21 protein-coding genes, 2 tRNA genes and 1 pseudogene are annotated in these 26,910 nt (G+C 35.6%); 14 read left to right on the top strand and 10 right to left on the bottom strand.

The window, feature by feature from the left end; all coding sequences use genetic code 11:
* Nucleotides 1-5: 5 nt before the first annotated feature.
* Nucleotides 6-82: transfer RNA gene (locus J3U63_RS04890), tRNA-Ile, on the bottom strand.
* Between the two features lie 222 nt (nucleotides 83-304).
* On the opposite strand from J3U63_RS04890, the gene J3U63_RS04885 reads away from it, so the two are divergent.
* On the top strand, nucleotides 305-667 hold the full coding sequence (locus tag J3U63_RS04885; protein WP_065633640.1) for a DUF4156 domain-containing protein: 363 nt from the start codon (nucleotides 305-307) through the stop codon (nucleotides 665-667).
* Between the two features lie 54 nt (nucleotides 668-721).
* On the opposite strand, the gene serC is transcribed toward J3U63_RS04885, so the two are convergent.
* The 6 genes and pseudogenes from serC to J3U63_RS04855 form a co-directional block, all read right to left on the bottom strand.
* Complete coding sequence (serC, locus tag J3U63_RS04880; protein WP_267370722.1) at nucleotides 722-1,807, bottom strand: 3-phosphoserine/phosphohydroxythreonine transaminase; 1,086 nt, start codon at nucleotides 1,805-1,807, stop codon at nucleotides 722-724.
* A gap of 159 nt (nucleotides 1,808-1,966) precedes the next feature.
* Nucleotides 1,967-3,340 (bottom strand): argininosuccinate lyase, encoded by a 1,374-nt coding sequence (gene argH / locus J3U63_RS04875; RefSeq protein WP_267370720.1) that lies wholly within the window; start codon nucleotides 3,338-3,340, stop codon nucleotides 1,967-1,969.
* Between the two features lie 205 nt (nucleotides 3,341-3,545).
* Nucleotides 3,546-4,763: pseudogene (locus J3U63_RS04870) on the bottom strand (argininosuccinate synthase); the annotation flags it as partial.
* A 104-nt stretch (nucleotides 4,764-4,867) separates the two neighbouring features.
* The gene (gene argB, locus J3U63_RS04865; protein WP_267332651.1) at nucleotides 4,868-5,647 is read right to left on the bottom strand and encodes an acetylglutamate kinase; all 780 of its coding nucleotides are present in this window, start codon (nucleotides 5,645-5,647) and stop codon (nucleotides 4,868-4,870) included.
* A 92-nt stretch (nucleotides 5,648-5,739) separates the two neighbouring features.
* Nucleotides 5,740-6,750, bottom strand: coding sequence for an N-acetyl-gamma-glutamyl-phosphate reductase (gene argC, locus J3U63_RS04860; protein ID WP_267367007.1), 1,011 nt, complete (start codon nucleotides 6,748-6,750; stop codon nucleotides 5,740-5,742).
* A 294-nt stretch (nucleotides 6,751-7,044) separates the two neighbouring features.
* Nucleotides 7,045-8,508, bottom strand: coding sequence for an aminoacyl-histidine dipeptidase (locus tag J3U63_RS04855; protein WP_267332649.1), 1,464 nt, complete (start codon nucleotides 8,506-8,508; stop codon nucleotides 7,045-7,047).
* Between the two features lie 139 nt (nucleotides 8,509-8,647).
* Between J3U63_RS04855 and gpt the strand changes: the two genes are divergently transcribed.
* The 4 genes from gpt to proA are packed head-to-tail and all read left to right on the top strand — an operon-like array spanning nucleotide 8,648 to nucleotide 12,881.
* Nucleotides 8,648-9,181 carry a xanthine phosphoribosyltransferase gene (gpt, locus tag J3U63_RS04850; RefSeq protein WP_082209453.1) on the top strand — a complete coding sequence of 178 codons (534 nt, stop codon included), beginning with the start codon at nucleotides 8,648-8,650 and terminating at the stop codon, nucleotides 9,179-9,181.
* 16 nt (nucleotides 9,182-9,197) lie between these two features.
* Complete coding sequence (locus J3U63_RS04845) at nucleotides 9,198-10,460, top strand: alpha/beta hydrolase (RefSeq protein WP_267370717.1); 1,263 nt, start codon at nucleotides 9,198-9,200, stop codon at nucleotides 10,458-10,460.
* A gap of 26 nt (nucleotides 10,461-10,486) precedes the next feature.
* Nucleotides 10,487-11,596, top strand: a complete 1,110-nt coding sequence (gene proB / locus J3U63_RS04840) for a glutamate 5-kinase (RefSeq protein ID WP_267370713.1) — start codon at nucleotides 10,487-10,489, stop codon at nucleotides 11,594-11,596.
* A gap of 31 nt (nucleotides 11,597-11,627) precedes the next feature.
* On the top strand, nucleotides 11,628-12,881 hold the full coding sequence (gene proA, locus J3U63_RS04835) for a glutamate-5-semialdehyde dehydrogenase (RefSeq protein WP_267370712.1): 1,254 nt from the start codon (nucleotides 11,628-11,630) through the stop codon (nucleotides 12,879-12,881).
* Nucleotides 12,882-12,937: 56 nt separating this feature from the next.
* Here proA and yegQ read toward each other — a convergent pair whose 3' ends face one another.
* Nucleotides 12,938-14,281 (bottom strand): tRNA 5-hydroxyuridine modification protein YegQ, encoded by a 1,344-nt coding sequence (yegQ, locus tag J3U63_RS04830; protein ID WP_267367005.1) that lies wholly within the window; start codon nucleotides 14,279-14,281, stop codon nucleotides 12,938-12,940.
* Nucleotides 14,282-14,680: 399 nt separating this feature from the next.
* On the opposite strand from yegQ, the gene J3U63_RS04825 reads away from it, so the two are divergent.
* The 3 genes from J3U63_RS04825 to J3U63_RS04815 all read left to right on the top strand — a co-directional run bounded on the left by J3U63_RS04825 (nucleotide 14,681) and on the right by J3U63_RS04815 (nucleotide 18,554).
* Entirely contained in the window at nucleotides 14,681-15,982 is a 1,302-nt protein-coding gene (locus J3U63_RS04825; protein WP_267370711.1) for a GntP family permease, read from the top strand.
* Nucleotides 15,983-15,999: 17 nt separating this feature from the next.
* Nucleotides 16,000-17,157, top strand: coding sequence for a glycerate kinase (locus tag J3U63_RS04820; RefSeq protein WP_267344226.1), 1,158 nt, complete (start codon nucleotides 16,000-16,002; stop codon nucleotides 17,155-17,157).
* Nucleotides 17,158-17,399: 242 nt separating this feature from the next.
* Complete coding sequence (locus J3U63_RS04815; RefSeq protein WP_267344227.1) at nucleotides 17,400-18,554, top strand: sugar diacid recognition domain-containing protein; 1,155 nt, start codon at nucleotides 17,400-17,402, stop codon at nucleotides 18,552-18,554.
* A gap of 31 nt (nucleotides 18,555-18,585) precedes the next feature.
* Here J3U63_RS04815 and J3U63_RS04810 read toward each other — a convergent pair whose 3' ends face one another.
* Entirely contained in the window at nucleotides 18,586-18,777 is a 192-nt protein-coding gene (locus J3U63_RS04810) for a hypothetical protein (RefSeq protein WP_267344228.1), read from the bottom strand.
* Between the two features lie 327 nt (nucleotides 18,778-19,104).
* Nucleotides 19,105-19,178, bottom strand: a tRNA-Cys gene (locus J3U63_RS04805).
* Nucleotides 19,179-19,583: 405 nt separating this feature from the next.
* Between J3U63_RS04805 and atoD the strand changes: the two genes are divergently transcribed.
* The 6 genes from atoD to J3U63_RS04775 all read left to right on the top strand — a co-directional run bounded on the left by atoD (nucleotide 19,584) and on the right by J3U63_RS04775 (nucleotide 26,891).
* Nucleotides 19,584-20,240 carry an acetate CoA-transferase subunit alpha gene (atoD, locus tag J3U63_RS04800; protein WP_267366994.1) on the top strand — a complete coding sequence of 219 codons (657 nt, stop codon included), beginning with the start codon at nucleotides 19,584-19,586 and terminating at the stop codon, nucleotides 20,238-20,240.
* An 11-nt stretch (nucleotides 20,241-20,251) separates the two neighbouring features.
* Nucleotides 20,252-20,908, top strand: a complete 657-nt coding sequence (locus J3U63_RS04795) for a 3-oxoacid CoA-transferase subunit B (protein ID WP_267370710.1) — start codon at nucleotides 20,252-20,254, stop codon at nucleotides 20,906-20,908.
* A 6-nt stretch (nucleotides 20,909-20,914) separates the two neighbouring features.
* On the top strand, nucleotides 20,915-22,261 hold the full coding sequence (locus tag J3U63_RS04790) for a TIGR00366 family protein (RefSeq protein ID WP_267344231.1): 1,347 nt from the start codon (nucleotides 20,915-20,917) through the stop codon (nucleotides 22,259-22,261).
* A gap of 23 nt (nucleotides 22,262-22,284) precedes the next feature.
* Nucleotides 22,285-23,466 (top strand): acetyl-CoA C-acetyltransferase, encoded by a 1,182-nt coding sequence (locus J3U63_RS04785; RefSeq protein ID WP_267370708.1) that lies wholly within the window; start codon nucleotides 22,285-22,287, stop codon nucleotides 23,464-23,466.
* Between the two features lie 171 nt (nucleotides 23,467-23,637).
* Entirely contained in the window at nucleotides 23,638-25,482 is a 1,845-nt protein-coding gene (atoS, locus tag J3U63_RS04780; RefSeq protein ID WP_267347916.1) for a two-component system sensor histidine kinase AtoS, read from the top strand.
* Nucleotides 25,483-25,496: 14 nt separating this feature from the next.
* Nucleotides 25,497-26,891, top strand: a complete 1,395-nt coding sequence (locus tag J3U63_RS04775) for a sigma-54-dependent transcriptional regulator (protein WP_267366987.1) — start codon at nucleotides 25,497-25,499, stop codon at nucleotides 26,889-26,891.
* Nucleotides 26,892-26,910: the final 19 nt, after the last annotated feature.

The raw sequence follows: 26,910 nt of genomic DNA, 5'->3' as shown, positions 1-26,910 counted from the left end.
ATTGATGGTGGCCCCTACTGGACTTGAACCAGTGACCAATCGATTATGAGTCGACTGCTCTGACCAACTGAGCTAAGGGGCCATATTAAGAAGTGCTACTTAATTAGTAGGGTTGCGATTATAATAGAGTTATTTTTAATTTGCTACAATTAATTATTAAAATAGGTTGGGTTGCTTAATTATTAATCTTTAACTCGTAGCCATAGCTATATTGATTAATAATTACAGATATTTTTTAATCTATTAACCTGATACAATAACTTTATAAATAATTATTCGTTGTTTTATTGGTTGAGGAAATATTATGTCTTTCAAAAAATGTTTACTTATTAGTGCAGCTATTTCAACTGCATTACTTTTAAATGCTTGTAGTAACTCTAACTATCAACTCACCTCTGCGGGTAGACAAGTTCAATTTATTGACACAAAACCTGCCGCTAGTTGTCAATTTGTTGGTAAAGCAGAAGGTCGTCGTAGCTCACTATTTTCTGGCTTAAAAACACACAGTGAGCTTATTCGAGATGCCGCTTCAGATTTAATGAATAAAGCTGCCGCTATGGGTGGAAATGTGATTTATAATGCCCAAGATGCATCATTGAATTATATATCAGAAGTCGCTCCAACAGATGCTGTCATGGTTGGTGAAGTTTTCCGCTGCAACAATTAAGCAAAATAAAAAAGGGAGCTTAATGGCTCCCTTTTTTGACAGAGTTTTAAATAATTATCCGTACTGTTTTTCAAAGTGCTTCATAAAATCGATTAAATAGTTAACGCCTTCAAGATCCATTGCATTATAGATTGAAGCCCTCATCCCACCAGCAATTCTGTGACCTTTAATTCCGATAATATTTGCTTGTGTTGCTTCGCTAACAAACTTTTTATCAAGATCGTCATTGGGTGACAAGAAGGTTACATTCATGATGGATCGATTTGAGATAGCCACGGTATTACGATAAAAATCGGATTGATCAATAAATTGATATAACAATTGTGCCTTAGCTTGATTACGTTGCTCAATCGCTTTTAATCCACCTAAATTTTTAATCCATTTGAATACTAACCCAGACATATACCAAGCGAATGTAGGTGGCGTATTAAACATTGAGTCATGATCCATTAAGATTTTATAGTCTAAAACGGAAGGTAATACTTTTTGAGCATGACCAATTAGATCTTCCCGAACGATGACAATCGTGATTCCTGAAGGGCCAATATTTTTCTGTGCCCCCGCGTATATAATGCCATAGCGACTTACATCAATCGGTTGAGATAAAATACAAGATGATAAATCAGCAACGACTGTTTTATCGCCAAAATTAGGTTGTTCGAATATTTCCACTCCGTCAATGGTTTCATTAGGGCAATAATGAATATACGCGCTATCATCACTCAATTGCCATTCGGACATGGGTTTGATTGATGTCATGCCTTGGTTTTTAATCACCACATTTTGTTCAATCACATTACAGTATTTTGTTGCCTCTTTGGCGGCACACTGGCTCCAATAACCACTATTTACATAATCAGCACTTGTTTTATTACCAAGAATATTCAAAGGTACGGCAGCAAATTGCGCTCTTGCTCCACCTTGGCTAAAGAGAATTTTATAATTATTAGGTACGTTTAGAATATCACGAAGATCGTTGGTTGCTTCAATTGCACAAGCATCAAAATCCTTACCTCGATGACTTAACTCCATGACAGAAGCACCTGTATTATGCCAATCTAATAATTCAGTTTGAACTTGTTTTAAGACTTCAGCAGGTAGTTTCGCAGGACCTGCACTAAAGTTATAACTTTTACTCATTGCAATTCACTTTAATCCTTTCAAAAAGAGCTCTATTTTTACACTGTCTTAAAAGATATACAATCATATTTTTAGTAAAAATATTTGTTTAATAAATAGGTTTTTATCAAAATGCCGACTTATCATCGGCAAATTATATAGCTAGATTTAGATAGAAAGTTATAAAACTTGTTGTTTTGCGTTGGCTATCGCTATTTTAACTTGTTGTGGTGATACACCACCTTTGGCTAATCGCTTAGCTAAACATGATTCAAGTGAGAGATTTTCATAAACATCTTGTTCAATAACCGAACTGAAGATTTTTAATTCATCCAAAGAGAGTTCTTCTAATGCTTTTTGTTTTGCTATTGCACCAATAACCGCTTCGCCGACAATATGATGCGCTTCTCTAAATGGTATCCCTTTAGCCACCAAATAATCGGCAAGTTCAGTTGCATTAGCGTAACCTTGCTTTGCAGCTTGTCGACAAACAGCATAATTGACTTTTATATCTTCAAGCACTAATGCGGCCATATCTAAACACTCATGCCATGTGTCTAGTGCATCAAATAAATGTTCTTTATCTTCTTGCAGATCTTTATTATAAGCAAGAGGTAAGCCTTTAAAGGTTATCATTGCCCCAGTTAGTGCACCTGCAACTCGCCCTACTTTACCTCGAATAAGTTCTAATGCATCAGGATTCTTTTTTTGTGGCATTAATGATGAACCCGAGGTTACACGATCAGACAATTCAATGAAATTAGCTTCACCGCTATTGAAAATGATTAGATCTTCAGCAAATCGAGATAAATGAACCATACCAATTGACGCATTGTTCAATAGTTCTAAAATATGATCACGATCAGAAACAGAATCTAAACTATTATTGGTCGCGCAGGAAAATCCTAACCAATGAGCTAACTCATCACGATCGATTGGATATGCTGTGCCAGCAAGCGCGCCACTACCCAAAGGACTAACATCTAAACGTTTTAATGTATCTTGTAAACGACTTTCATCACGTATAAGCATTTCATAATACGCTAAGCACCAATGCGCAAACGTAACAGGTTGTGCACGTTGTAGATGGGTATAGCCAGGCATAACCGCATCTTGATGCTGCTCGGCTGTAAGCACTAAGCGCGTTCTGAGCTTGTTAATAGCAGTGATAAGGTGAGCAATTTCATCTTTACACCATAATTTTAGATCGGTTGTTGATTGATCGTTACGGCTACGCCCCGTATGTAATTTTTTACCTAAATCACCAACTTTTTCGATGAGTTTTTGCTCTACCCAACTGTGAATATCTTCCGCATCACTTTGTAGAATTTGTTGTGGGTTTTGCCGTACTGATTCTAATAATTCATTTAAAGCTTTTTCTAATTTTTTTTGTTCATCATAAGATAAAACGTCAACTGTCACCAATGCTTTAGACCATGCAATTGATCCAATGATATCTTGCTCTGCAAGCCGATAGTCAAAGCGTAAAGAATCATTAAAATGTTTAAATCGTTGATCTGCTGCTTGGCTAAAACGCCCACCCCATAATGCCATAATTACCTCAAATATTATCTTTAAATCAATTATAAATTTATAAATTAATTAATAATTCTATAACACCATAAACAATATATACAGGACTTTGCCTGTATATATTATTAAGTTTTATCAAATTTAGTGGTTAAAACTATTTTTTAGTTTTAGTCGCTGTTTTCGATTTGTTTGCTGTTGTTTTAGTATCAGCTTTTTTAGCTGGTTGTTTTTTCTTACCTTCATTTAATGCTCGAATGCGTGAAGATAATGAGAACAAGCGAATAAATCCACCTGCGTGACTGTGGTCGTACACTTCATCTTCACCAAAAGTCGCAAATTCTTCACTATATAAGCTATTAGGTGATTTTTTCTGAACGGCTGTAGCACTTCCTTTATAAAGTTTAACGACAACTTCACCTGTCATATCCTCAGCCAAAACATCAGCTGCCGCTTGAATTGAACGACGGTATGGCGCAAACCAACGACCATCATAAACAACATAAGCCATTTCTAAACCTAACTGTTCACGCCATTTGAAGCTATCACGATCTAAAATTAACTGTTCTAAACCTCGTAATGCAGTCATCATAATTGTGCCCCCTGGGGTTTCATAACAACCACGCGATTTTATACCAACTAAACGGTTTTCAATAATATCAACACGGCCTACACCATGTTTAGCACCAATTTTATTTAAAGTCGCAACACAATTGTATGGTGATAATTTCTTGCCATTGACTGAAACCACTTCACCTTTTTCAATACCAATGGTGACAAGTTCTGGTTTATTTGGTGCATCTTCTGGTGATACTGTCCACGCCCAACAATCTGCATTGGCTTGATTCCATGTACTTTCAAGTACACCACCTTCTGTTGAAATATGCCATGCGTTCTCATCACGACTATAGATTTTTTCAACGGTTGCAGTTGTTGGAATTTTACGTACTTTTAGATAATCAATTAAAGCTTCGCGCGAACGCAAGTCCCATTCACGCCAAGGTGCAATAACTTTAAGTTGTGGAGCAAGTGCAGTATACGTTGTTTCAAAGCGCACTTGGTCATTCCCTTTACCTGTAGCGCCATGACATAATGTATCGGCACCCACCTCTAAAGCATATTCAACTTGCGCTTTAGCAATAATAGGACGAGCCATAGAAGTGCCTAGGTAGTATGTACCTTCATATAAAGCACCTGTTTTTAATACCGGGTAAACATAATCTTTAACAAATTCTTCTCGTAAATCGACAACTTTACAAGCTACTGCCCCAGATGCTTTAGCTTTTTTCTCAACATCTTTTAGCTCTTTAGGATCTTGACCAACATTAGCGACTAGAGCATAAACTTCACAATCGCCATAATTTTCTTTTAACCAAGGAATAATTGCTGATGTATCTAAACCACCTGAATAGGCTAAAACAACTTTTTTTGTTCCACTCTTTTTCATGTTATACCCTTTCTTAATTAACTTACGACAAATAAATGAGTTAAAGACGTTTGTTACTTACTTTAAATATAAATGACCAGTTTAATATACTGTCTGAATTATATTTAAGCAATAATTCTTGTCCCTGTTATTCCTGTTTTTCCATTAAATAAATCAATTAGTTTATCTGCTTGTTTCCAACTGGCTATATCAATAGGTCTACCTAATGCTTTAGCCGCTTCAAAAGCTGAATTTACTTTTACTACCATGCCATCGGTAATCACCCCAGTAGCAATTAAATTATCGGCATTTGATTGAGTTAATGATGCTATTAATTGCTTATTACCATCTAAAACACCAACAACATCAGAAAGTAAAATCAAATCAGCATCTAATGTTTTTGCGAGTGCAACCGCTGCATGATCGGCATTAACATTCATCATTTTACCTTCTTGAGTTATACCAATAGAACTCATAATGGGTAGATAACCTGAATTAAGTAGTAAATTTACTAATCTAGGATCGCCACTGCTAGCTTCCCCAACATAACCTAATTCTTCTGATATCTGTTTAACTTCAACACTATTACCATCTGCTAAACAGAGCCCAACGCTTGGAATAGCTAATTTTTTTGCTTCAGATAACAAGGTAGTATTGGCACTGCCTGCTAAACTTCCAACAATAACATCAATCTGATCAGCAGGCGTAACACGTAATCCATTTCGGCGCACAACAGGTAAGGATAGACGGTCCATTAAAGAATCAACAACACTACCTCCACCATGAACAATAACAAGTGAACGTTGAAAATTCTTCTTATATTTACTAATCACGTCAAATAGATCACTTAATGCATCTTTATTATCGAGTAACACTCCACCAAGTTTAATAATTAATGGTTTCATTTTCATTTCCTATTGATTCAAATTAAGTTAATCAATTCTAAAATTGAATAGGTTGCAAATTGTTAATAAGCTTGTCGTTGAATTTATTTCACCTAAAATAATGAAGTTGTTTCTTCAAAACCAAATCGAATATTCATACATTGTACCGCTTGCGCTGCTGCACCTTTTAATAAATTATCTTCGACCGCAATCAAAATAAGATGTCGCCCTTTTAACGCAAATCCAATATCACAAAATGGCAAATCCACTACGGACTTTAAAGCAGGCCAGTCTTTTTGATAAATTCTGACTAACGGTTTATTGTGATAATATTTATTTAAAGCCGCAAAAATATCATCTGATGTAACACCTTCTTTTACAAGGCAAGTAATGGTGGCATGAATACCTTGTTTAAAACTGCCAAGATGGGGAGTAAAAATAACGTCTTGCCTTAAATGTGTGGCAATTTCAGGTTGGTGTCGATGTGTAAATAATCCATAAGCATGCAAGCTCACTTCACAAAATAGATTATTAAGTGAAGGTTTACGACCTGCACCACTAACGCCACTTACAGCATTAATAACAGGCCATTGCGTTTTATCTAGTAGATCTTCCTCAATTAATGGTTTTAGCGGTAATTGTGATGCGGTGGGATAACAACCAGGCACTGCAATTAATTGTGCTTGTTTTATTGCCTTATAATTCCATTCTGCCAAACCATATACTGCTTGTTCTAACCATGTTTTATGTTGATGTTCAAAACCATAAAATTGCTTATAAAAAGAAGTATCATTAACACGAAAAGCACCTGATAAATCAATAACAGTGCAACCTCGCTCTAAAAAATAAGGCGCAATATTATGGCTAACTTGATGATCAGTTGCGAGAAAAACAACATCAACCTGCTCGATAAGGGAAGAATAATCATTGGTTGCAATTAAAGGTAAATCAACAATACCTTTTAATTGAGGATATAAATCCCGATCTGAGATACATTTTCCCCCATCTTGGCTATTTTCAGAAACAGTTAAGGCGATAATCTCGATATTAGGGTGCTTATTTAAATAATAAGCAAGTTTAGCACCTGCATAACCACTCGCTCCCACAATTATTGCTTTTAACATATTATTCCTTATTTATTATTTTTAATAATAGACATATAGTAGGATATTTATTATATCAACACAAGCAATAAAATGAATTTTTATTCACTTTTTATGAATTTAATTTCATTTTTAATTTAATCTTTAGCAAACAATTTGGACAGTATAGCGGTTTATGCCACCTAAGACGTTAAAAGATAGATATTTTAGCGTGATTGTATGAATCATCACTCAATTAAAATAAGTGATGTCTAAGAAAAAATTAGAAGTGATACTAAAAAGATCCTGTCGGATAAACACGACAGGATTTTAAAATTATCTTAATTGAGTTGCAGAGCGTAACATTGCAATGAGTAATTCCCAATAACGAATTACACTTTGGATATTAACTTTTTCATCAGGTGAATGTGGTGAAACAATGGTTGGACCAATCGAGATCATATCCATGTTTGGATAAGACTGCTTAAATAAACCACATTCTAATCCAGCGTGGATAACCATAATCTTCGGTTTTTGCGAGAAGATTTCATAATACTTATCTTGTGCTAACTGTAAAAGGCTCGAATTTAAATTAGGTTCCCAACCGGAGTATCCCCCTTTTATTTCATAATTGGCATTAGCTAATTGACTAAGTGAAATAAGTGTTGAAACAACGGCATCTTTTGCACTATCAACTTGTGAACGAATTAAAAAATGAACATACAGTTGGTTATCCTCAATATTCACAATCCCTAAATTTAATGAGGTTTCAACAACACCCTGCAATTGATCACTCATTCGCACTACGCCATTTGGTGCCGAATTTAACCAATTGATAATTTTATTTTGATGTTCTGTCGTTAAAACGCGTTTAATCTTATCGGATTTAACTTCAGTTAAGGTAATTTCTAGGTTTGGCTCGACTTGTCCTAATTCATTTTGTAATGTCGATTTGTATTGATCAATAATAGATTCAAATTTAGATAAATCATCTTTACTTAAACTGATTTCGACAAAAGCTTCCCGTGGAATTGCATTACGGAGTGAACCACCTTTAATATCAGCGAGGCGAAATGAAATATCTTGCGCATATTCAGCTAAAAATCGCGCCATTAATTTAATTGCATTACCGCGCCCTAAATGTATATCACAACCAGAATGCCCTCCTTTCAACCCTTTAAGGGCGATCTGCATATAACAATCATGTTTTTCAGGCATAACGGCATAAGTCACAGCGAAAGTAGAGGTAAAATCGACCCCACCAGCACACCCAGTAAAAATTTCGCCTTCATCTTCAGAATCAGTATTAATCAAATAGTGACTTTTTAACCAATCTGGTTGCAAACCAAATGCACCATGCATACCTGTTTCTTCCGACGTTGTCACTAAAACTTCAATTGGACCGTGTTCAATGGCAGGATCGACTAAAACAGCTAGAGCTGATGCTAAACCAATACCATTATCGGCGCCAAGTGTCGTTCCTTTTGCTTTAACCCATTCGCCATCAACATAGGCTTCAATAGGATCGGTAAAAAAATCATGGACTGTGCCTTCATTTTTTTGTGGAACCATATCCATATGAGCTTGCAATGCAATTGATGGGCAATGTTCCATCCCTTTAGTTGCAGGTTTTGTTAACAAAATATTACCAACTTTATCAAGTTCACAACGGATGTGATGTGAATTGGCAAAATCAACGATATATTTAGTTATCATTTGTTCATGATGAGAAGGATGTGGAATCTTACAAATATCATTAAAAATCTGCCAAACAAATTTTGGCTTTAGTGTAGATAGCATAATTTAACCTCAATATTATGTCATTAATGAATTAATGAGTGGTTTTTTTTGTCTAATCACTCTATAATAAGGTGCAATTTTACATCTATTTCAAGCCCATTAATATTAATTTATTAACGATTAAAATTGCAGGTTACTCATGTCAATAGAACAAACACTAACAGAAGAAGAAATTCAAGCTAAAAAACAACATAAAGCAGAACTCATCGCTGAAAAAGAAAAATTCAACGTAACATGGGAAATGCTACAATCCTATGGTCGACAACTTTCAAAAAGATTATTACCCGCAAACCAATGGAAAGGCATCATTGCTGTTAGTCGTGGTGGTTTAGTTCCTGCTGCGATTCTTGCTCGTGAACTAAGTATCCGTTATGTCGATACTGTTTGTATTTCAAGTTATGATCATGATCATCAACGCGAAAAGTTAATCTTAAAACAAGCAAATGGCGATGGTGAAGGTTTTATTGTCGTTGATGATTTAGTTGATACAGGTAATACAGCTCATACTATTCGAGATATGTATCCTAAAGCACGCTTTGTTACTATTTTTGCCAAACCAGCAGGTAAACCATTAGTTGATGATTATATTGTGGATATCGAGCAAGATACTTGGATTGAACAACCATGGGATACTGGCGTGATGTTTGTAAAACCGATTAGTGACCACAAATAATAAGGATACTAAGGTTGTGATAACAAATACCGAAAACCTATCAGAAAAGATCTTTAAACCACAATATGATTATCCTGAAACAACCACGCTGGTCAATCGTATTGATTGCAGCGAAGGTAACAGTGTTAGCCCATTAGATGGTGAAGTTGATTCAAAATGGTATCGGATTGTTAATCCTATTTTATGGTATTGGCGTGGTTTACCCAAATTAGAGTTGGAAGAAGTACTATCAAAAATAGCTGCCTCGACCAAACGCCATACCAATGATAACTGGTTAGATTCAGTCATTGGTTATCAACCAGGTAATTGGATTTATGAGTTTTTGAATCAAGCAGCAAAATGGCAAGCCAAAGCGGATTCTATCGATAAATCCAATTTAACTGAAGATAATAAATCTAAATTAAATCAATATTATTTGATTGCTAGTCAATATTGTAGTATTGCAAGCTATCCTCATTTTAAAAATGATGAGCTAGCTATGTATGCGCAAACATGTGCTTACCAAGCTTATCATAAGGCATTAAGCTATTCACCATTTACAAGCAAAGAATTGGAATTTAACGTCGATGGGCGTAATGTTAAAACAATTTTACATTTACCACAAAATTGTGATGGTGTATGCCCTGTCGTCTTAGTATGTAATGCATTGGGTAATTTACAAATCGATTATTACCGATATTTCAGTGAATTTTTAGCACCAAATGGACTAGCGATGTTAACAGTCGATTTACCAACTGTTGGTTTTAGTCGTAACTTCGCTTTAACACAAAATAGTAGCCAAATTTACCAAGCTATTATTGAACAGCTTTCAAACATTCCTTGGATTGATAGTAATCGTGTTATTGTTGCGGGCTTTCGATTTGGCTCACATATTGCAACGCGTTTGGCTTACTTAATGCCCAATAAAATTAGAGGGTTATTTAATTTCACGCCGTTTGTTCATGAAATGTTTGTAAATAAAGAATTACAAAAAAGTCTTCCTAATGTTTATAAAGACATGTTAGCAAGCCGCCTTGGATTACCTTGTGTATCAAACCAGCAATTAGCAGCAGAATTAAATTATTTTTCGCTTAAAAATCAGGGCCTTTTGACCCATACTTGTTCTTTGCCTGTTATGAATATTGTTTTTGAAGGTGATAAATTAAGTAGTATTAATGAAGCAAAATTAATTCATTCAACTAAGCAAAATAAAATAGTTACAATACAAAAAACACCATTACAAAAAAACTTACATGATGCTCTAACGCAATCGGTAAAATGGATGGAGACTATTTTGTAATACATTATTTTAAAAAGAGTATTGTTATGGACAATAAAAAACAACAAACTGTAGTGGTTAAACTTGGTACCAGTGTATTAACTGGTGGCACGAAAGAATTAGATCGTGCTCGAATAGTTGAGTTGATTCGACAATGCTCTCACTTACATCAAGCCGGACATAAAATTATCATTGTGACATCTGGGGCAATTGCTGCAGGTCGTGAATACCTAAAATTCCCTACTCTTCCTAATACTGTCGCTTCAAAACAATTGTTAGCATCTGTTGGGCAAAGCAAGTTAATACAACTTTGGGAACAATTATTTTCGATTTACAAAATTTACATTGGGCAAATGTTACTAACCCGAGCCGATTTAGAAGATCGTGAAAGGTTTTTAAATGCTCAAGATGTCTTAAAGGCAATGTTAGATAACCATATCATTCCTGTAATCAATGAAAATGATGCTGTCGCTACTGCCGAAATCAAAGTTGGAGATAATGATAATTTGTCTGCACTAGCGGCTATTTTAGCCCAAGCAGATAAACTTATATTATTAACAGATATCGAAGGCTTATATACAGCCGATCCGAGATCCGACAAAAATGCAAAATTAATCGCAGAAATTGAACATATTGACGATCATTTACGTAGCATCGCAGGGGATAGTGTTTCAGGTCTTGGCACCGGAGGCATGAGCACTAAAATTCAGGCAGCCGAAGTGGCAGGTAGTGCAGGAATAGAAGTCATCATTGCGGCAGGAAATAAAGAAAATGTGATAATTGATGCCGTCAATAATCAATCGGTTGGAACGCGTTTTTTACCACAAAAAACCCCATTAGAACATCGTAAGCATTGGTTATATGGCGCACCAAATGCTGGAAAAGTGATACTAGATGACGGCGCTGTCAACGCGATTTTGAATAATGGTAGTTCACTCTTACCTAAAGGAATTGTAGCGGTTGAAAAAGATTTTTCGCGTGGAGAAGTCATTGATATCTGTGATAAGTCAGGAAAACGAATCGCTAGAGGTGTAACTCGTTATAATAGTGATGCATTAAAACAAATTGCAGGACACCATTCTCAAGAAATCAACCAAATCATTGGTTATAAATATGGCGCTGTTGCTGTACATCGTGATGATATGTTAATTAAATAACCTATAAAAATATTATATATAGAGGCAAAAAATGTTACAACAGATGGGAAAAGATGCAAAACAAGCTTCATATCAATTATCACAATGCCCTACTGCCATTAAAAATAAAGTGTTAAGTAGTATTGCTGATTTACTCGAAAAAAACAGCACAATCATCCTTAATGCAAACAAAAAAGATATTGAAGTCGCTAAACAACAAGAATTAAGTGAGGCACTACTTGATCGCTTACTTTTAACCCCAGAACGGCTAGCCTCTATCGCAAATGATGTACGTAAAGTCGAATTATTAACCGATCCAATCGGTCAAGTCATTGATGGCTCAACCTTAGAAAACGGATTAAAGTTACAACGTCACCGAGTGCCGCTAGGCGTTATCGGCGTAATTTATGAAGCAAGACCCAATGTAACTATCGATATTGCAGCATTATGTTTAAAAACAGGCAATGCCACAATATTACGTGGCGGTAAAGAAACTATTCACACCAATACCGCTATTATAGCGATTCTTCAACAAGCATTAGAACAAGTTGGATTGCCCAAAACCGCGATACAATTTATTGATAATCCTGATCGTAAATATATCAATGAACTACTAAAGCTCGACCGATATGTTGATATGATTATTCCACGTGGTGGTTCAGCCTTGCATAAATTGTGTCGTGAACACTCCACTATTCCAGTCATTACAGGTGGAATTGGTGTTTGTCATATGTTCATGGATGAAAGTATGGATTTTGATTGTGCATTTCCAATAATTATTAATGCAAAAACCCAACGTCCAAGTACTTGTAATACACTTGAAACATTACTTGTTCATACTAATATTGCCGATACATTTTTACCCAAACTTAGTCAAATCATGGCAGATAATAACGTAATATTACATGCCGATGCTGATGCATTTAAAATTTTAGAAACAGGCGTTGCCAACGTATTTCCTGTTGAAGATGCAGAGCTTCGTCAAGAATGGCTATCAAAAGATTTAAATATTGTCATTGTTGATTCGCTAACCATGGCTGTTGAACACATTCGCGAATATGGCAGTGGTCATTCCGAAGCTATCTTAACGCGTGATTTAGCTAATGCCGAACAGTTCGTTAATTTAGTTGATGCAGCAGCGGTTTATGTCAATGCATCTACTCGCTTTACAGATGGTGGACAATTTGGCCTTGGTGCTGAAGTTGCCGTAAGTACGCAAAAACTGCATGCGCGCGGACCAATGGGACTTGAGGCATTAACGACTTATAAATGGATAGCTTTTGGTGACGATTTGATTCGTCAATAGTCAGATAGTAAAGGCTGTTCGGCTTGTTTGCCGAACAGTTTTGAATCGTAACTAAATTAATCAAAATTACGCATTAGTAGTGCATAATTTAGGTCAATTTCTTCGGGTATTGGGATATAAACAATATGTCCATCACCAAGACCTGCTGGAACAGGTTGCCCTTTTTTATTTTCCATTCGTTCAATTACAAAATTTTTATTGCCTTTTGGCGTCATCATTTCCACACTATCGCCTACCGAAAACTTATTTTTAACAATCACTTCGGCAAGACCATTTAAACGTTCACCGCTAAACTCACCAACAAATTGTTGCCGCTCTGACACTGAATGACTATGCACATAATTTTGCATATCTTCGTGTTTATGACGGCGTAAAAAGCCTTCAGTATAGCCTCGATGCGCTAAAGAATCCAATTCAGCTAATAAGCGAGGATCAAAAGGTTTACCTTCACTTGCTGCATCAATAGCTTGACGGTAAACTTGAGCAGTCCTGGCACAGTAATAAAAAGACTTAGTTCGCCCTTCGATTTTTAAAGAATGAACACCGATCTTAGTCAAATCACCGACTAACTCAACAGCTCTTAAATCTTTTGAATTCATGATATAAGTGCCATGCTCATCTTCATAGGCTTGCATATATTCACCTGGGCGCCCAGATTCTTCAAGCATAAAAACCTGATTAGTGGTTGGTCCAATACCTAAAGTAGGATCAATTTGCTGAACTGGTATAGGTTCACATTTATGCACAATTTGCCCTATTTCATCCTCTTTGCCTTCAGATACTTTATACTCCCAACGACACGCATTAGTACAAGTACCTTGATTTGAATCTCTTTTATTAATGTAACCGGAAAGCAGACAACGCCCTGAATAAGCCATACACAGTGCACCATGAATAAATACTTCAAGCTCCATTTCAGGTACTTTTTCACGTATTTCAGCTATCTCATCGAGTGATAATTCACGCGATAAAACTACACGGGTTAATCCCATTTTTTGCCAAAATTTTACTGTCGCCCAGTTAACGGCATTCGATTGCACCGATAAATGCACTTCCATTTCAGGAAAATGCTCACGAACCAACATAATCAATCCTGGATCTGACATAATAAATGCGTCAGGCTTCATATTAACGATTGGTTCTAAATCTCGAATAAATGTTTTTAATTTTGAATTGTGTGGCGCAATATTAACAACCACATAAAATTTTTTACCCTGTGCATGGGCTTCATTAATCCCGATAGCTAAATTTTCGTGATTAAATTCATTGTTACGAACGCGCAAACTATAACGTGGTTGACCGGCATAAACCGCATCTGCGCCATATGCAAATGCGTAGCGCATATTTTTTAAAGAACCAGCAGGAGAAAGTAATTCGGGTTTTGCATATAAATTTGTCATTAAAAAATGCCTCTGATTTCAAGTCAGTATTACTTATTAGTAATAGGTTAAGCAAAATAGGTGGGCATTTTACGCTTTAGCGGATCGGTTGGCAAATTTATGTGAATCACTTAATTTAGAAAAAATGATTTTAAGCATCATGTAAGAATATTTTGTAAAAATCACTTAAAAAAATATAACATCAATCATATATTGAAACATATATTCTAACTTATTGTTAAAATAATAAATATATTACCCAATAATGTGACGTAGCTCACATCAAATTATAACTACGCCCAATTTTATTAAACTTATAACTTATGATTTTTGGGCAATGTTACATAGCTTTAAACTCATCCTAAGATTAAAATTAGCCGAATTCAAATTAATGCTATTTTCAAAACAAGGAGGATTTTAATGACTGAACTGATCAATTGGTACGGTGCACTAATAGGTTTGTTTTTAGCTATTTTTTTAATTTTGCGTGGTATAAATCCTGTTTATTCACTATTCTTTGGCGCTATCATTGGTGCTTTTATTGGTGGCGCAAACTTACTTCAAACAGTATCGATATTAACTAGCGGTACACAAAGTATTATGGGAACGGTGATTCGTGTATTAGCTGCAGGTATTTTAGCTGGTGTGATGATGGAATCGGGCGCTGCAGAAACGATTGCCCAAGCAGTGGTACGAAAATTAGGTGAGAAAAAAGCATTACTCGCTTTAGCGTTAGCAACAGGAATTATTACCGCATCAGGTGTCTTTATACCTGTTGCAGTATTAATCGTAGCCCCTATCGCACTATCAGTCGGCAATAAAATGGGCATATCACGTTTAGCACTTTTATTAGCACTATCTGGAGGAGGAAAAGCAGGAAATATTATTTCACCAAACCCAAATACTATAGCCGTTGCAAATGGATTTAATTTAAGTTTAAGCGATGTGATGATAGCTGGTTTCATTCCTGCAATATTTGGGTTAATGGCTACAGTTATTATTGCTTCATTAATAAAAAATAAAGGCGACAAAATCGCGACTCAAGAAGTGCTAATGTTAAAAAATAATACTGATGAAAAAACCAATAATCCTTCATTAGGAAAAGCTATTGTCGCCCCCGTTACTGCTATCTTATTACTAATGCTAAGTCCAATTGGTAATATTTTTCATATTGATTTTTTAACTAACTTAAAACTAGATGCATTATATGTTTTACCTATTGCCGGTATGGTTGGTATGCTAGCGATGGGTCAGCATCGTAAAATTGCGCTGTACACTAAATCAGGTATCGATAAAATGACGCCGACTGTACTTATTTTGGTCGGAGCTGGTGCTATAGCGGGATTAATTGGTTCATCTAACCTCGCTAAACAAGTCATTGATATTATTGATTCTATGGGGATATCAGGTTATTACCTGTCACCAATTTCAGGTATTTTAATGGCTGCAGCAACCGCTTCAACATCAACAGGGGTAATTCTAGCAACCGGTACATTCGGTACAACCATTACTGATTTAGGAATACCAAGTATAAGCGCTGCTGTCATGATGCATACCGGTGCAACGGTAATTGACTCCTTACCTCAAGGTAACTATTTCCATGTCACTGGTAATAGTATGAACATGTCAATTAAACAACGTATGAAATTAATTCCTTTTGAAGCACTTGTTGGTGGCACGATGACAATCGTCGCAACAATTTTATATGACTTTATTATTTAATATCGGGATATTATGTTATGAAACAAAAAACATTTGTACTTGCACCGGATTCTTTCAAGGAAAGTATGACTGCAAAGGAAGTTTGTAAAGCAATGGAATCAGGTTTAAAAAAAGTATACCCTGATGCAAATTTTATTCATGTTCCTATGGCTGATGGTGGTGAAGGAACAACACAATCCTTAGTTGATGCAACAAATGGTACGCTTTATTCTTGTCAAGTAACAGGTCCTTTAGGCGATAAAGTAACTGCACATTATGGAATATTGGGTGATAAAACTACTGCAGTTATTGAAATGGCTTCTGCAAGTGGCATTCAATTAATATCAAAAGAAAAACGTAACCCGTTGATTACCACAACTTACGGTACTGGTGAATTGATTCTAGCTTGCTTAAAACATGACGTAAAGAAAATCATTTTAGGTATTGGTGGAAGTGCAACTAATGATGGTGGAGCTGGAATGGCTCAAGCTTTAGGGGTTAAATTCTATGATAAAGATCATAAAATATTAAGCAAAGGTGGTGGTGCGCTAGCTGAATTGGTAAAAATTGATGTGACTGATATAAATCCAGCACTAAATACAGTTCAGTTTATAGTTGCAAGTGATGTAACTAATCCATTATGTGGAGAAAAAGGTGCTTCAAACGTTTTTGGTCCACAAAAAGGGGCTACCCCTGAAATGGTCAAACAATTAGATAACAATTTAAAACATTATGCCTCGATTATCCAATCTCAACTCGGCAAAGATGTAGCGACTATTCCTGGTGCAGGGGCTGCAGGTGGATTAGGAGCAGGATTAATGGCTTTTACTAACAGTAAGATGGAACGAGGCATTGATATTGTTATCCAATACAGTGGCTTAAAAAACAAATTAAAAGGTGCCGATTTTTGTTTCACTGGCGAAGGTGGTATTGATTTCCAGACAAAATTCGGAAAAACACCTTATGGTGTTGCACAAGTTGCTAAAGACTTAAGTATACCTGTTATTGCATTAGCGGGTACTGTTGGTAAAAATATTAATGAACTATATCCGGAAGGAATTGATGCAATTTTTGGCATCATTCCATGTGCTGCAAATATAGAAGATTTATTGGATTCAGGTTTTTGCAATATTGAACGAACAAGTGAAAATATAGCTCGTTTAATTAATATTGCTCAACTTAAAAACAAAATCTAGGCAACATCCGAAAATAAGTAAAAAGGATAGAGTAAACTAAAAGATAAAATTTAGTTAAACTTTATCCTTTTTTATAAATAAAATTTTCTTTATTAATATAGTAAAGATATTATCGTTTTCATTTTAGAAAATGATTTACATAACTTAAGTTGATATTATTACAATAAGTTTTATACAAAATGCAATTTAGATCCAATATTTTAATGGCTATTTTATTATTAATCTTTTAAGGTATTTGTCCTATGAAATCTAATAATTTCACGCCAACTCTTGCTCAATATATCGTTGAAAAAACAATGAAAATTATCGAGCACAACGTTAATGTCATGAATGGCGAGGGTAAAATTATTGGTAGTGGAGATTTGGATAGAATTGGACAACTACATGAAGGCGCAATGCTTGCCATTTCACAAAAAAGAGTAGTAACCATCGATTCACCTACAGCAAAAAAACTTAAAGGAGTTAAGCCTGGCGTCAATTTTCCACTTAAATTAAACGATGAAATCGTTGGCGTAATCGGCATCACCGGCGAACCGACTAAAATCACACAATTTGCTCAGTTAGTTTGCATGTCAGCCGAAATGATGATGGAACAAGCGCAATTACTTAATCAATTATCACAAGATAATCGCTTAAAAGAAGAATTTATTTTATCCGTAATTCAATCAGAGAATACTGTAGTAGATGTGACAGAATGGAGCAGAAAACTCAATATCGATCTTTCTTTACCGTACGTTGTTGTGATTATTGAGGTTGATAGCGGTCAACTAGGCATACAAACTGCCATGAGTGAATTACAATATATACAAAATGAGATAATTAACATTACTAAGAATAATCTTGTTGCAATAAAATCATTAACAGAAATTGTCATGTTGATGCCGGCACTGAATAAATTTAATCGTTGGGATCTTGCTAGTCATAAACAAAAATTAGAACAATTAGTAAGTCATATCAAATCTTCCAGTAAATTCCTAGTGAGAATTTCATTGGGGAACTATTTTCATCAAAATAAAGATAGGATTGTCCGTTCCTATCAAACAGCTAAAACAGCGCTGTTAGTCGGTAAACAAAGGATGCCACAATGTCGTAACTTTTATTATCAAGAACTTATTTTACCTGTATTACTTGATAGCTTAAATCAAGATTGGCAAGCTGAAGAGTTACTATCACCTTTGAAAAAATTACAATTAGAAGACTCTAATGGAGTACTACAAAAAACACTTTCCACTTGGTTTTGTCATAATTTACAATATAACAAAACTGCAGAAGCATTATTTATTCATCGCAATACATTAGAGTATCGTTTAAATAAAATTGCGGCTTTAACAGGATTTAATTTGGCCAAATTTGACGACCGAGTGTTACTTTATATTGCCCTGCAACTAAATAAATAGATGCTATAGGTTCAAATTTAATAAAAAATGATTAATGATTTGGACCAATTAAAGGTAAATATTCTTGCCAACGATATTCTCTAATTGGCATCGGTTTAGCATCTTTGAAATAGAGAACTAAAGCGGGTTTAATGCCATTCCAATTATCGACAAATTCATAATGAATAAGCATACCATCTTGAATTAATTTTTTTGCTTTTGCATGATAATTGAAATATGCCATAAGTTATTTTCCTTTCTGTGGTCAATACTAAGTGGTTTTTTAGTAATTATAATTCAAACTTGAATCAACGTTACAGAAAAAACATGAATTGTGTGATGCCATCAATAAAAATAACAAGCATACTCACAACATAAAACAAGACCTAAAATTAAACTCAATCAATCACCAAAACAAGTTAATACCTATGACAGAAATGTCAAAGTTACACCGATGTTAAATCCACTCATAAAGAAGATTTATTCTAACTGTATATTCTAAGTATATTCCAAGTGTTTTAATTTTTTGAGTGATTAATTATTTAATTTATTGATTTTCTGGATGTTTTAATGGAGGCGCGTCCCGGAGTCGAACCGAGGTAGACGGATTTGCAATCCGCAGCATGGCCACTCTGCCAACGCGCCGTAGGGGTCTATCTGAATAGGTGGCAAATATTAGCATTGCCTTGTTTAGACGTCAAGTTTAAATAGACTATAATTACAGCAGTCATGTGTTTTGGGGTTAAATTTTTAAAAATAGAATTTATCTGTGAAAAAAGATACGCAATAACATATGTCTTAAAAAATAGTGGCTAGCCCATACCGATGCAGTTCTTGGTCATTTTTCCATTCTTTACTCACGCAATAAATTTTGCACTTATATGCAAATTATTTCGTGAAGTCACTTTTATTTTCAATATAAAAATCAGATTAAATACTTTTAAATCAAATAAATAAATTAAATTCCTATCCTCTTATCTGATGTGGTATGGCATTTGCAATTGAAATTGTAATAACAACTATTTTGGTTTTATACCATGGAGGAAATGGATGAAAAAAAAATTAATAAACTCAGAACAAATTAAAACGCATTTGAAAGATGGCATGTCAATTATGTTTGGAGGATTTATGGGATGTGGCACACCTGAAAAAATCGTCCAAGTCATTTTAGATTCAGGCGTGAAAAATTTGACTTTAATTGGTAATGACACCGCCTTTGTCGATACTGGCGTTGGTCCGTTAATCACCAATAATCGCGTAAAAAGATTAATCGCCTCTCATATTGGTACGAACCCTGAAACCGGAAAAAAAATGATTGCAGGTGAAATCGACGTTGAATTAGTTCCACAAGGTACGCTTGCTGAAAGAATTCGTTCTGCCGGTGCTGGTTTAGGTGGCGTATTAACCCCAACTGGTGTTGGAACAATCGTTGAAGAAGGTAAGCAAATTTTGACCATTAATGGGGTTAAATATTTGTTAGAACTCCCTATCCATGCCGATTTGGCAATTATTCAAGCTTATCAAGGCGATTATAGCGGTAATCTTGTTTATCAATACTCAGCTCGCAATTTCAATCCTTTAATCGCAACAGCCGCAAATACCGTAATTGCTCAGGTGGATAATTTACTCGAAATTGGTCAAATCGACCCAGATGCCGTTATGACGCCAGCAGCACTTGTTGATTACATAGTCAGTTCTGATAATTAAGGAGAATCATAATGGATAATAAAGAGTTAATAGCTAGACGTGTCGCACAAGAACTGAAAGATGGCGATGTCGTTAATTTAGGAATTGGTTTGCCAACTCAAGTAGTGAATTACTTGCCGACAGATGTTCATATCACGTTGCAATCGGAAAATGGTTTTTTAGGCTTAGGACCCAAAACAGTTGATCATCCAAACATTGTCAATGCCGGAGGACAACCTTGTGGCATCATCGCAGGTGGTGCGACATTTGATAGTGCATTTTCTTTTGTATTAATTCGAGGTGGTCATGTTGATGCATGCGTGTTAGGTGGTTTAGAAGTTGACCAAGATGCCAATCTAGCCAATTGGATGGTACCCGGCAAAATGGTACCCGGAATGGGCGGAGCGATGGATTTAGTCACAGGCGCTAAAAAAGTGATTATTGCCATGGAGCACTGCACTAAAAATGGCGAAGCAAAAATATTACGCCATTGTACTTTACCACTCACCGCCAAAGGAAAAGTAAACATGATTGTTACCGAACTTGCGGTATTTGAGTTTCGCAATGGCCAGCTTTACTTAATAGAAATGGCAAATGGAATCGATTTAGCCACAATCAAAAGTAAAACACAAGCTGAGTTTTTAATTGCTGAAAAGTTAAAAACCATGTCAATTGGTCATGAGGAGTAATGCAATATGATCTCTCGATTATCAAAATATACCACGAGTTTAGTTAGCAAATATCTACCTGATCCACTCATTTTTGCATTATTACTTACCTTTGTTATCTTTTTTATGGCATGGGGATTAACCGATTCACAACCTCTTGGCTTAGTTAAAATGTGGGGAGATGGTTTTTGGAACCTACTAGCATTCGGTATGCAAATGGCACTGATTGTTGTGACAGGCCATGCTTTGGCAAGCTCTCCCCCAGTTAAAGCCATTTTAGTCTCAATTGCTTCATTGGCAAAAACCCCAACACAAGCAGCCATGCTTGTTACTTTTGTTGGTTGTATAGCCTGTATTTTAAATTGGGGATTTGGATTGGTTGTAGGCGCTATGTTAGCCAAAGAAGTGGCAAGACAAGTGAAAAATGTTGATTATGGTTTGTTAATTGCATGTGCCTATATTGCTTTTATGACTTGGGGGGGTGGTTTATCAGGCTCGATGCCATTAATGGCTGCTACGCCGAATAATCCTGTTTCTCACTTTATGGTATCAGAAAGTAATCCTCAAGGGATTATCCCTATTTCACACACAATGTTCTCGGCAAGTAATATTTTTATTACAGTCATGTTAGTCATTTGTTTACCGATCTTAGTACGTTTTATGATTCGTAAAGATGATTCGATTCATACTGTTAATCCAGAATTACTGGCTCCTGAACCTGATTTTCAGAAAAAGATCGACCGCAAAACAGCAACAGCAGCTGAAAAATTAGAAGAGAGCAAAATATTATCGTTATTGATCGGTGTACTAGGGATTAGCTATTTAGCCATCTATTTTTACAATCATGGCTTTAACATTACCATCAACACGGTCAATCTAATCTTCTTAACTGCGGGGATCTTATTACACCGCACACCAATGGCATATATGCGCGCGGTGTCTAATGCAGCTAAAAGTACCGCAGGAATCATCATTCAATTTCCATTCTATGCAGGCATCCAGTTAATGATGGAACACTCAGGTTTAGGTGGATTAATTACGGAATTTTTTATCAATATTGCTAATAAAGATACCTTCCCAATTTGGACCTTTTTCAGTTCAGGCATCATTAACTTTGCTGTGCCTTCTGGCGGTGGGCACTGGGTTATTCAAGGACCGTTTGTCATTCCTGCTGCTCAAGCGTTAGGTGCAGATTTAGGTAAATCAACCATGGCCATTGCCTATGGTGAACAGTGGATGAATATGTTACAGCCATTCTGGGCTTTACCTGCTCTTGCAATAGCGGGATTAGGGGTACGAGACATCATGGGCTATTGCATGACAGCCTTAATCTTTACTACTCCAATATTTCTCATCGGTTTGTACTTTTTTTGATTACCAATAAAAGGATGTAAATTATGAAAAAAGCAGTAATTGTTAGCGCCACCCGAACAGCAATAGGCACTTTTAATGGTTCATTAGTATCAGTTGGTACTATTGAATTGGGTGCAATTGTCATACAAGAAGCGTTAAAACGCGCAAAATTAGACGCCAATTTAGTTAATGAAGTGATTATGGGGAATGTATTACAAGCCGGTTTAGGACAAAATCCTGCTAGGCAAGCAGCGTTAAAGGCAAATATTGCTAATAGCGTTCCTGCTTTCACCGTCAATAAAGTGTGTGGTAGTGGGTTAAAATCAGTTGAATTAGCCGCACAAAGTATTTTGGCCGGTGACAACGATATCGTCGTTGCCGGTGGGATGGAAAATATGTCACAAGCGCCCTATTTAATCAACAGCAAAGCTCGTTGGGGATTAAAAATGGGAAATGCCGAACTCTATGACACTTTAGTTAACGACGGTTTAACTTGCGCAACGCATCATTACCATATGGGAATCACAGCAGAAAACGTTGCTCAGCAATATAATATCACTCGCCAAGAGCAAGATCAGCTTGCGTTACGTTCTCAACAGTTAGCCTCTCAAGCAATTAAAAATGGAATGTTTGTTGATGAAATAGTGCCAGTAACCGTGAGTAGCCGTAAAGGGGATATTATCTTTAATCAAGATGAACATCCTAAATTTGATGCCAGTTTAGAGGCATTAACTAAACTCCGCCCTGCTTTTAAAAAAGACGGTACAGTGACGGCTGGCAACGCCTCAGGTATCAATGATGGTGCCGCCGCATTAGTTATCATGTCGGAAAGCAAAGCCAAGGAGTTAGGGCTAAAACCATTAGCATATATCCGTAGTTACGCATCAGGTGGAGTTGCTCCTAGTGTTATGGGATTAGGACCGGTACCTGCAACTCAATTAGCGCTACAAAAAGCTGGACTAAACCTTTCTGATATTGATTTAATCGAAGCTAACGAAGCCTTTGCCGCTCAGTTTTTAGGCGTTGGTCGAGAGCTCAATCTTGCTCTTGATAAAACCAATATCCATGGTGGAGCTATTGCACTTGGTCATCCTATAGGGGCAAGTGGTGCACGCATTTTAGTCACTTTACTTTACTCAATGATTCATCATGATAAGCAATTAGGTCTTGCAACCCTATGTATTGGTGGTGGATTAGGCACTACGGTCATTATCGAACGTTATTGAAAATAAAGACAATCTAACATGTAACTAATTAATAATTAGATAAAAATTGGTGGTTTAGGCGATCATTCCTATTCCACCGACCTTGTGAGCACGAGTGATTTAATGCATAATCACTTACAGGAATAACAATTAAATTTAAGATAAATATATAACAACTATTAAAAATAATGGATGATTAAGGATATCAAAGTATTTATGCCGTCTAGTTTTTTCAAAAAATTATACCCCGATAAAATTAGCGCGCGTATCTTTTTATTGGTTACGTTACTTTCTTGCTTTTCTATAATTATCTTTGCCGTATTAATCGACAAAGAAGGTCGCAATCTTCTTAACCAAGAAAAAAGTCAAAAGTTATACGCTATTAGCCAAATGCTTGATCTATTATTGGATGATGCTTACCATAAAATTGACACAAATCTTTCTCATCAACAGCAAATCGAACAAATAAATCAATACCTTTCACCTAAAATAGAACCGCTCTTAGCCAATATGCCTAAAATTGCTGCTGGCTATTATCATAAACAATTAGATGCAATTGTTGTCTATGCCCCTAAATCAGCTTATGGAAACAATGTAGGCAAATCAATAGCTGCTTCGCATAAAGGTCGAGAAGTAATGAAGAGCGGTCATAGTATGGTTGATATTGGTAAACAAGTCAGAGGCAATATCATGAATGCCATGATACCCATTGTGCGTGATAATCAAATTTTAGGCTATATTTGGGCAAATGAAACGATTGATGACATTGAAAAACAAACTTTCGTTTTTGATAAAAATGTGATTATTATCAGTATTTTGTGCATGTTAAGTTGCATTTTAATTGCCTGGATTTTATCACAAAAACTCAATTCGGATATCGATGTCATTAAACATGGATTGCATGCATTACCCTTTGATCTTACCTTACATCTGCCTGCGATACGTGGCGAATTAAATGAAATTGTCACTGGCATAAATAATCTTGCCGAAACATTGAGTAAAACCAAAACAATCAATGAACTAATCTTAGAAAACAGCTTAGACGGAGTCATTACTATCGATATTAACGGTGCAATTACCATGCTTAATCCTGCCGCTGAAAAAATGACCGGATATCAATTAAAACAAGTTTTGGGTAAGCCCTACTCAACATTATTAGATGATAAAGAGTTTAAAAGTCCACTACTTGATACTTTATATAACGGCATTGATCATAATAGTGTGGAAGTCGACTTTCCGGTGTCAGGTCAGGTTATCAAAATTTCGTCTAGCACCAGTCACTTAAAAGATCATCAAGGCAATATAATTGGCGCCTTAGTCATTTTTAAAGACATTACCGAACAAAAAGAGATTGAAAAATTAATACAACAAACAGAACGACTTGTGTCATTAGGCGAATTAATGGCAGGTGTTGCCCATGAAATTCGTAATCCTTTAGCGGCAATACGCGGTTTTGTGCAATATTTGCAAAACAATATCAGCAATAGCGAAAAGTCTGAATACATCACAATTATTCTCAACGAGGTGGATTCAATTAACCACGTGATACAACAATTACTAGACTTTGCAGCCCCATCAAAAAACTTTTATAGTTCAATCAATATCAACCACTTAATTGAAGAAGTGTTAATATTGATAAACACTTCACACCGTTCAAATAACATTGATATTGAGCTTTCGCTTGACCACCAGTTATCTACCTTATATTTGGATAAAGAGTTAATTAAACAAGCATTATTAAACTTAATTATTAATGCCATTCAAGCAATACCAGCGCAAGGCATTATACAAATCTCGACAAAATTATCGAATAATCAAAAGTATCAACTGATTTGTATTAAAGATAATGGTGAAGGTATTCCCGAAGCACTATTTAATAAAATATTTAACCCTTTTTTCACCACAAAACTATCCGGTACTGGTTTAGGATTGCCCATAGTACAAAAGATTATTGCCTCTCATAAAGGTAAAATCACAATTAAAAATAATGTGAACAGTACAGGTGTTACTGTTGAGATCGCACTACCTATTAATTAAAAATTAAGGATCCTATGTCAGAAAAAATTTTAATTGTTGAAGATGAATTAAATTTACGAAAGTTATTAAGTCTTTTGTTATCAGAACAACATTATCAAGTTGTTGAAGCAAGCAATAGTGAAGAAGCGATCGCTATCATCAAACAACAACACATTGATCTTATTTTGTTGGATAATCGTCTACCAAAGATGAGTGGTCTTGAAGCATTAAAAATAATTAAAACAATAAATCCTGATATCTATGTTATTTTAATGACAGCTTATGCCAGTGTCGACACTGCTGTTGAGGCATTAAAACTCGGTGCTTATGATTATATTGTTAAACCATTTGACTTAGACGAACTAAAAGCGTTGATTTGTCGTACACTTGAATTTAGTCAAGCGCAAAAAAATGGCATTTCGCTAGTGCCACAAATTGAATTAGCCAATTCTGATAATAAAGAGCATATATTAACCAATAGTTTAAATATGATGGAGTTGTGCCGTAATATCGCAAAAGTATCTCAAACCAATACCACCGTCCTGATTACCGGAGAAAGTGGCACAGGTAAAGAGTTAGTTGCGAAAACAATTCATTACTACAGCACCCGATCAACAGGTCCATTTATCAAAATCAATTGTGGTGCTTTACCTGAAACATTGCTTGAAAGTACCCTATTTGGTCATGAAAAAGGGGCATTTACTGGCGCTTATCAGCGTCAAATTGGTTTATTTGAACGTGCGCACCTTGGCACGCTATTTTTAGACGAAGTTGGCGAAATGTCGACTAATCTACAAGTAAAATTACTACGAGTTATTCAAGAAAAAGAGTTTGAACCGCTGGGTGGAAATAAATTAATTAAAAGTGATTTTCGACTAATTACAGCAACCAATCGTAACTTACAAAATTTAGTTGAAACAGGAAAATTTCGACAAGATCTGTTTTATCGTTTAAATGTTATGAGCTTAGATTTACCGCCATTACGCGAAAGACAAAATGATATCATGTTATTAGCACGCTATTTCGCTAACCAATTTTGCCACGAACAAAATAAAGCCTTATTGGATTTTTCAATTGATGCGGTAGAAGCACTAAATCAATACGCATGGCCGGGTAACATCCGTGAATTAGCCAATGCCATTGAATATTCGGTGATTATGTCAAATGGATTATTTATCTATGCTAACGATTTACCTGCACAAATAAATGCCAATAAAAACATGCATGATTTAACGGTGAATTTTAAAGATTCTGACTCACCAAGTACCACCTTAAAAGACAAAGTGAAAAATTACGAAAAAGAGCTAATTATTAACGCATTAAAACGCCATAATGGTCATCGTGAAACTACCGCAAATTCGTTAGGTGTTAGCAAACGAACGTTACTTTATAAAATGCAAGAATATAAAATATTTGAAAAAATACACTGATTATTAAATACATTAGCAG

The sequence above is a fragment of the Gilliamella sp. B2838 genome (assembly GCF_026536185.1).
GTDB lineage: Bacteria > Pseudomonadota > Gammaproteobacteria > Enterobacterales > Orbaceae > Gilliamella.
The sequence above is the reverse complement of the archived record's forward strand: the minus strand, read 5'-3'. Positions and strand labels throughout refer to the sequence as shown.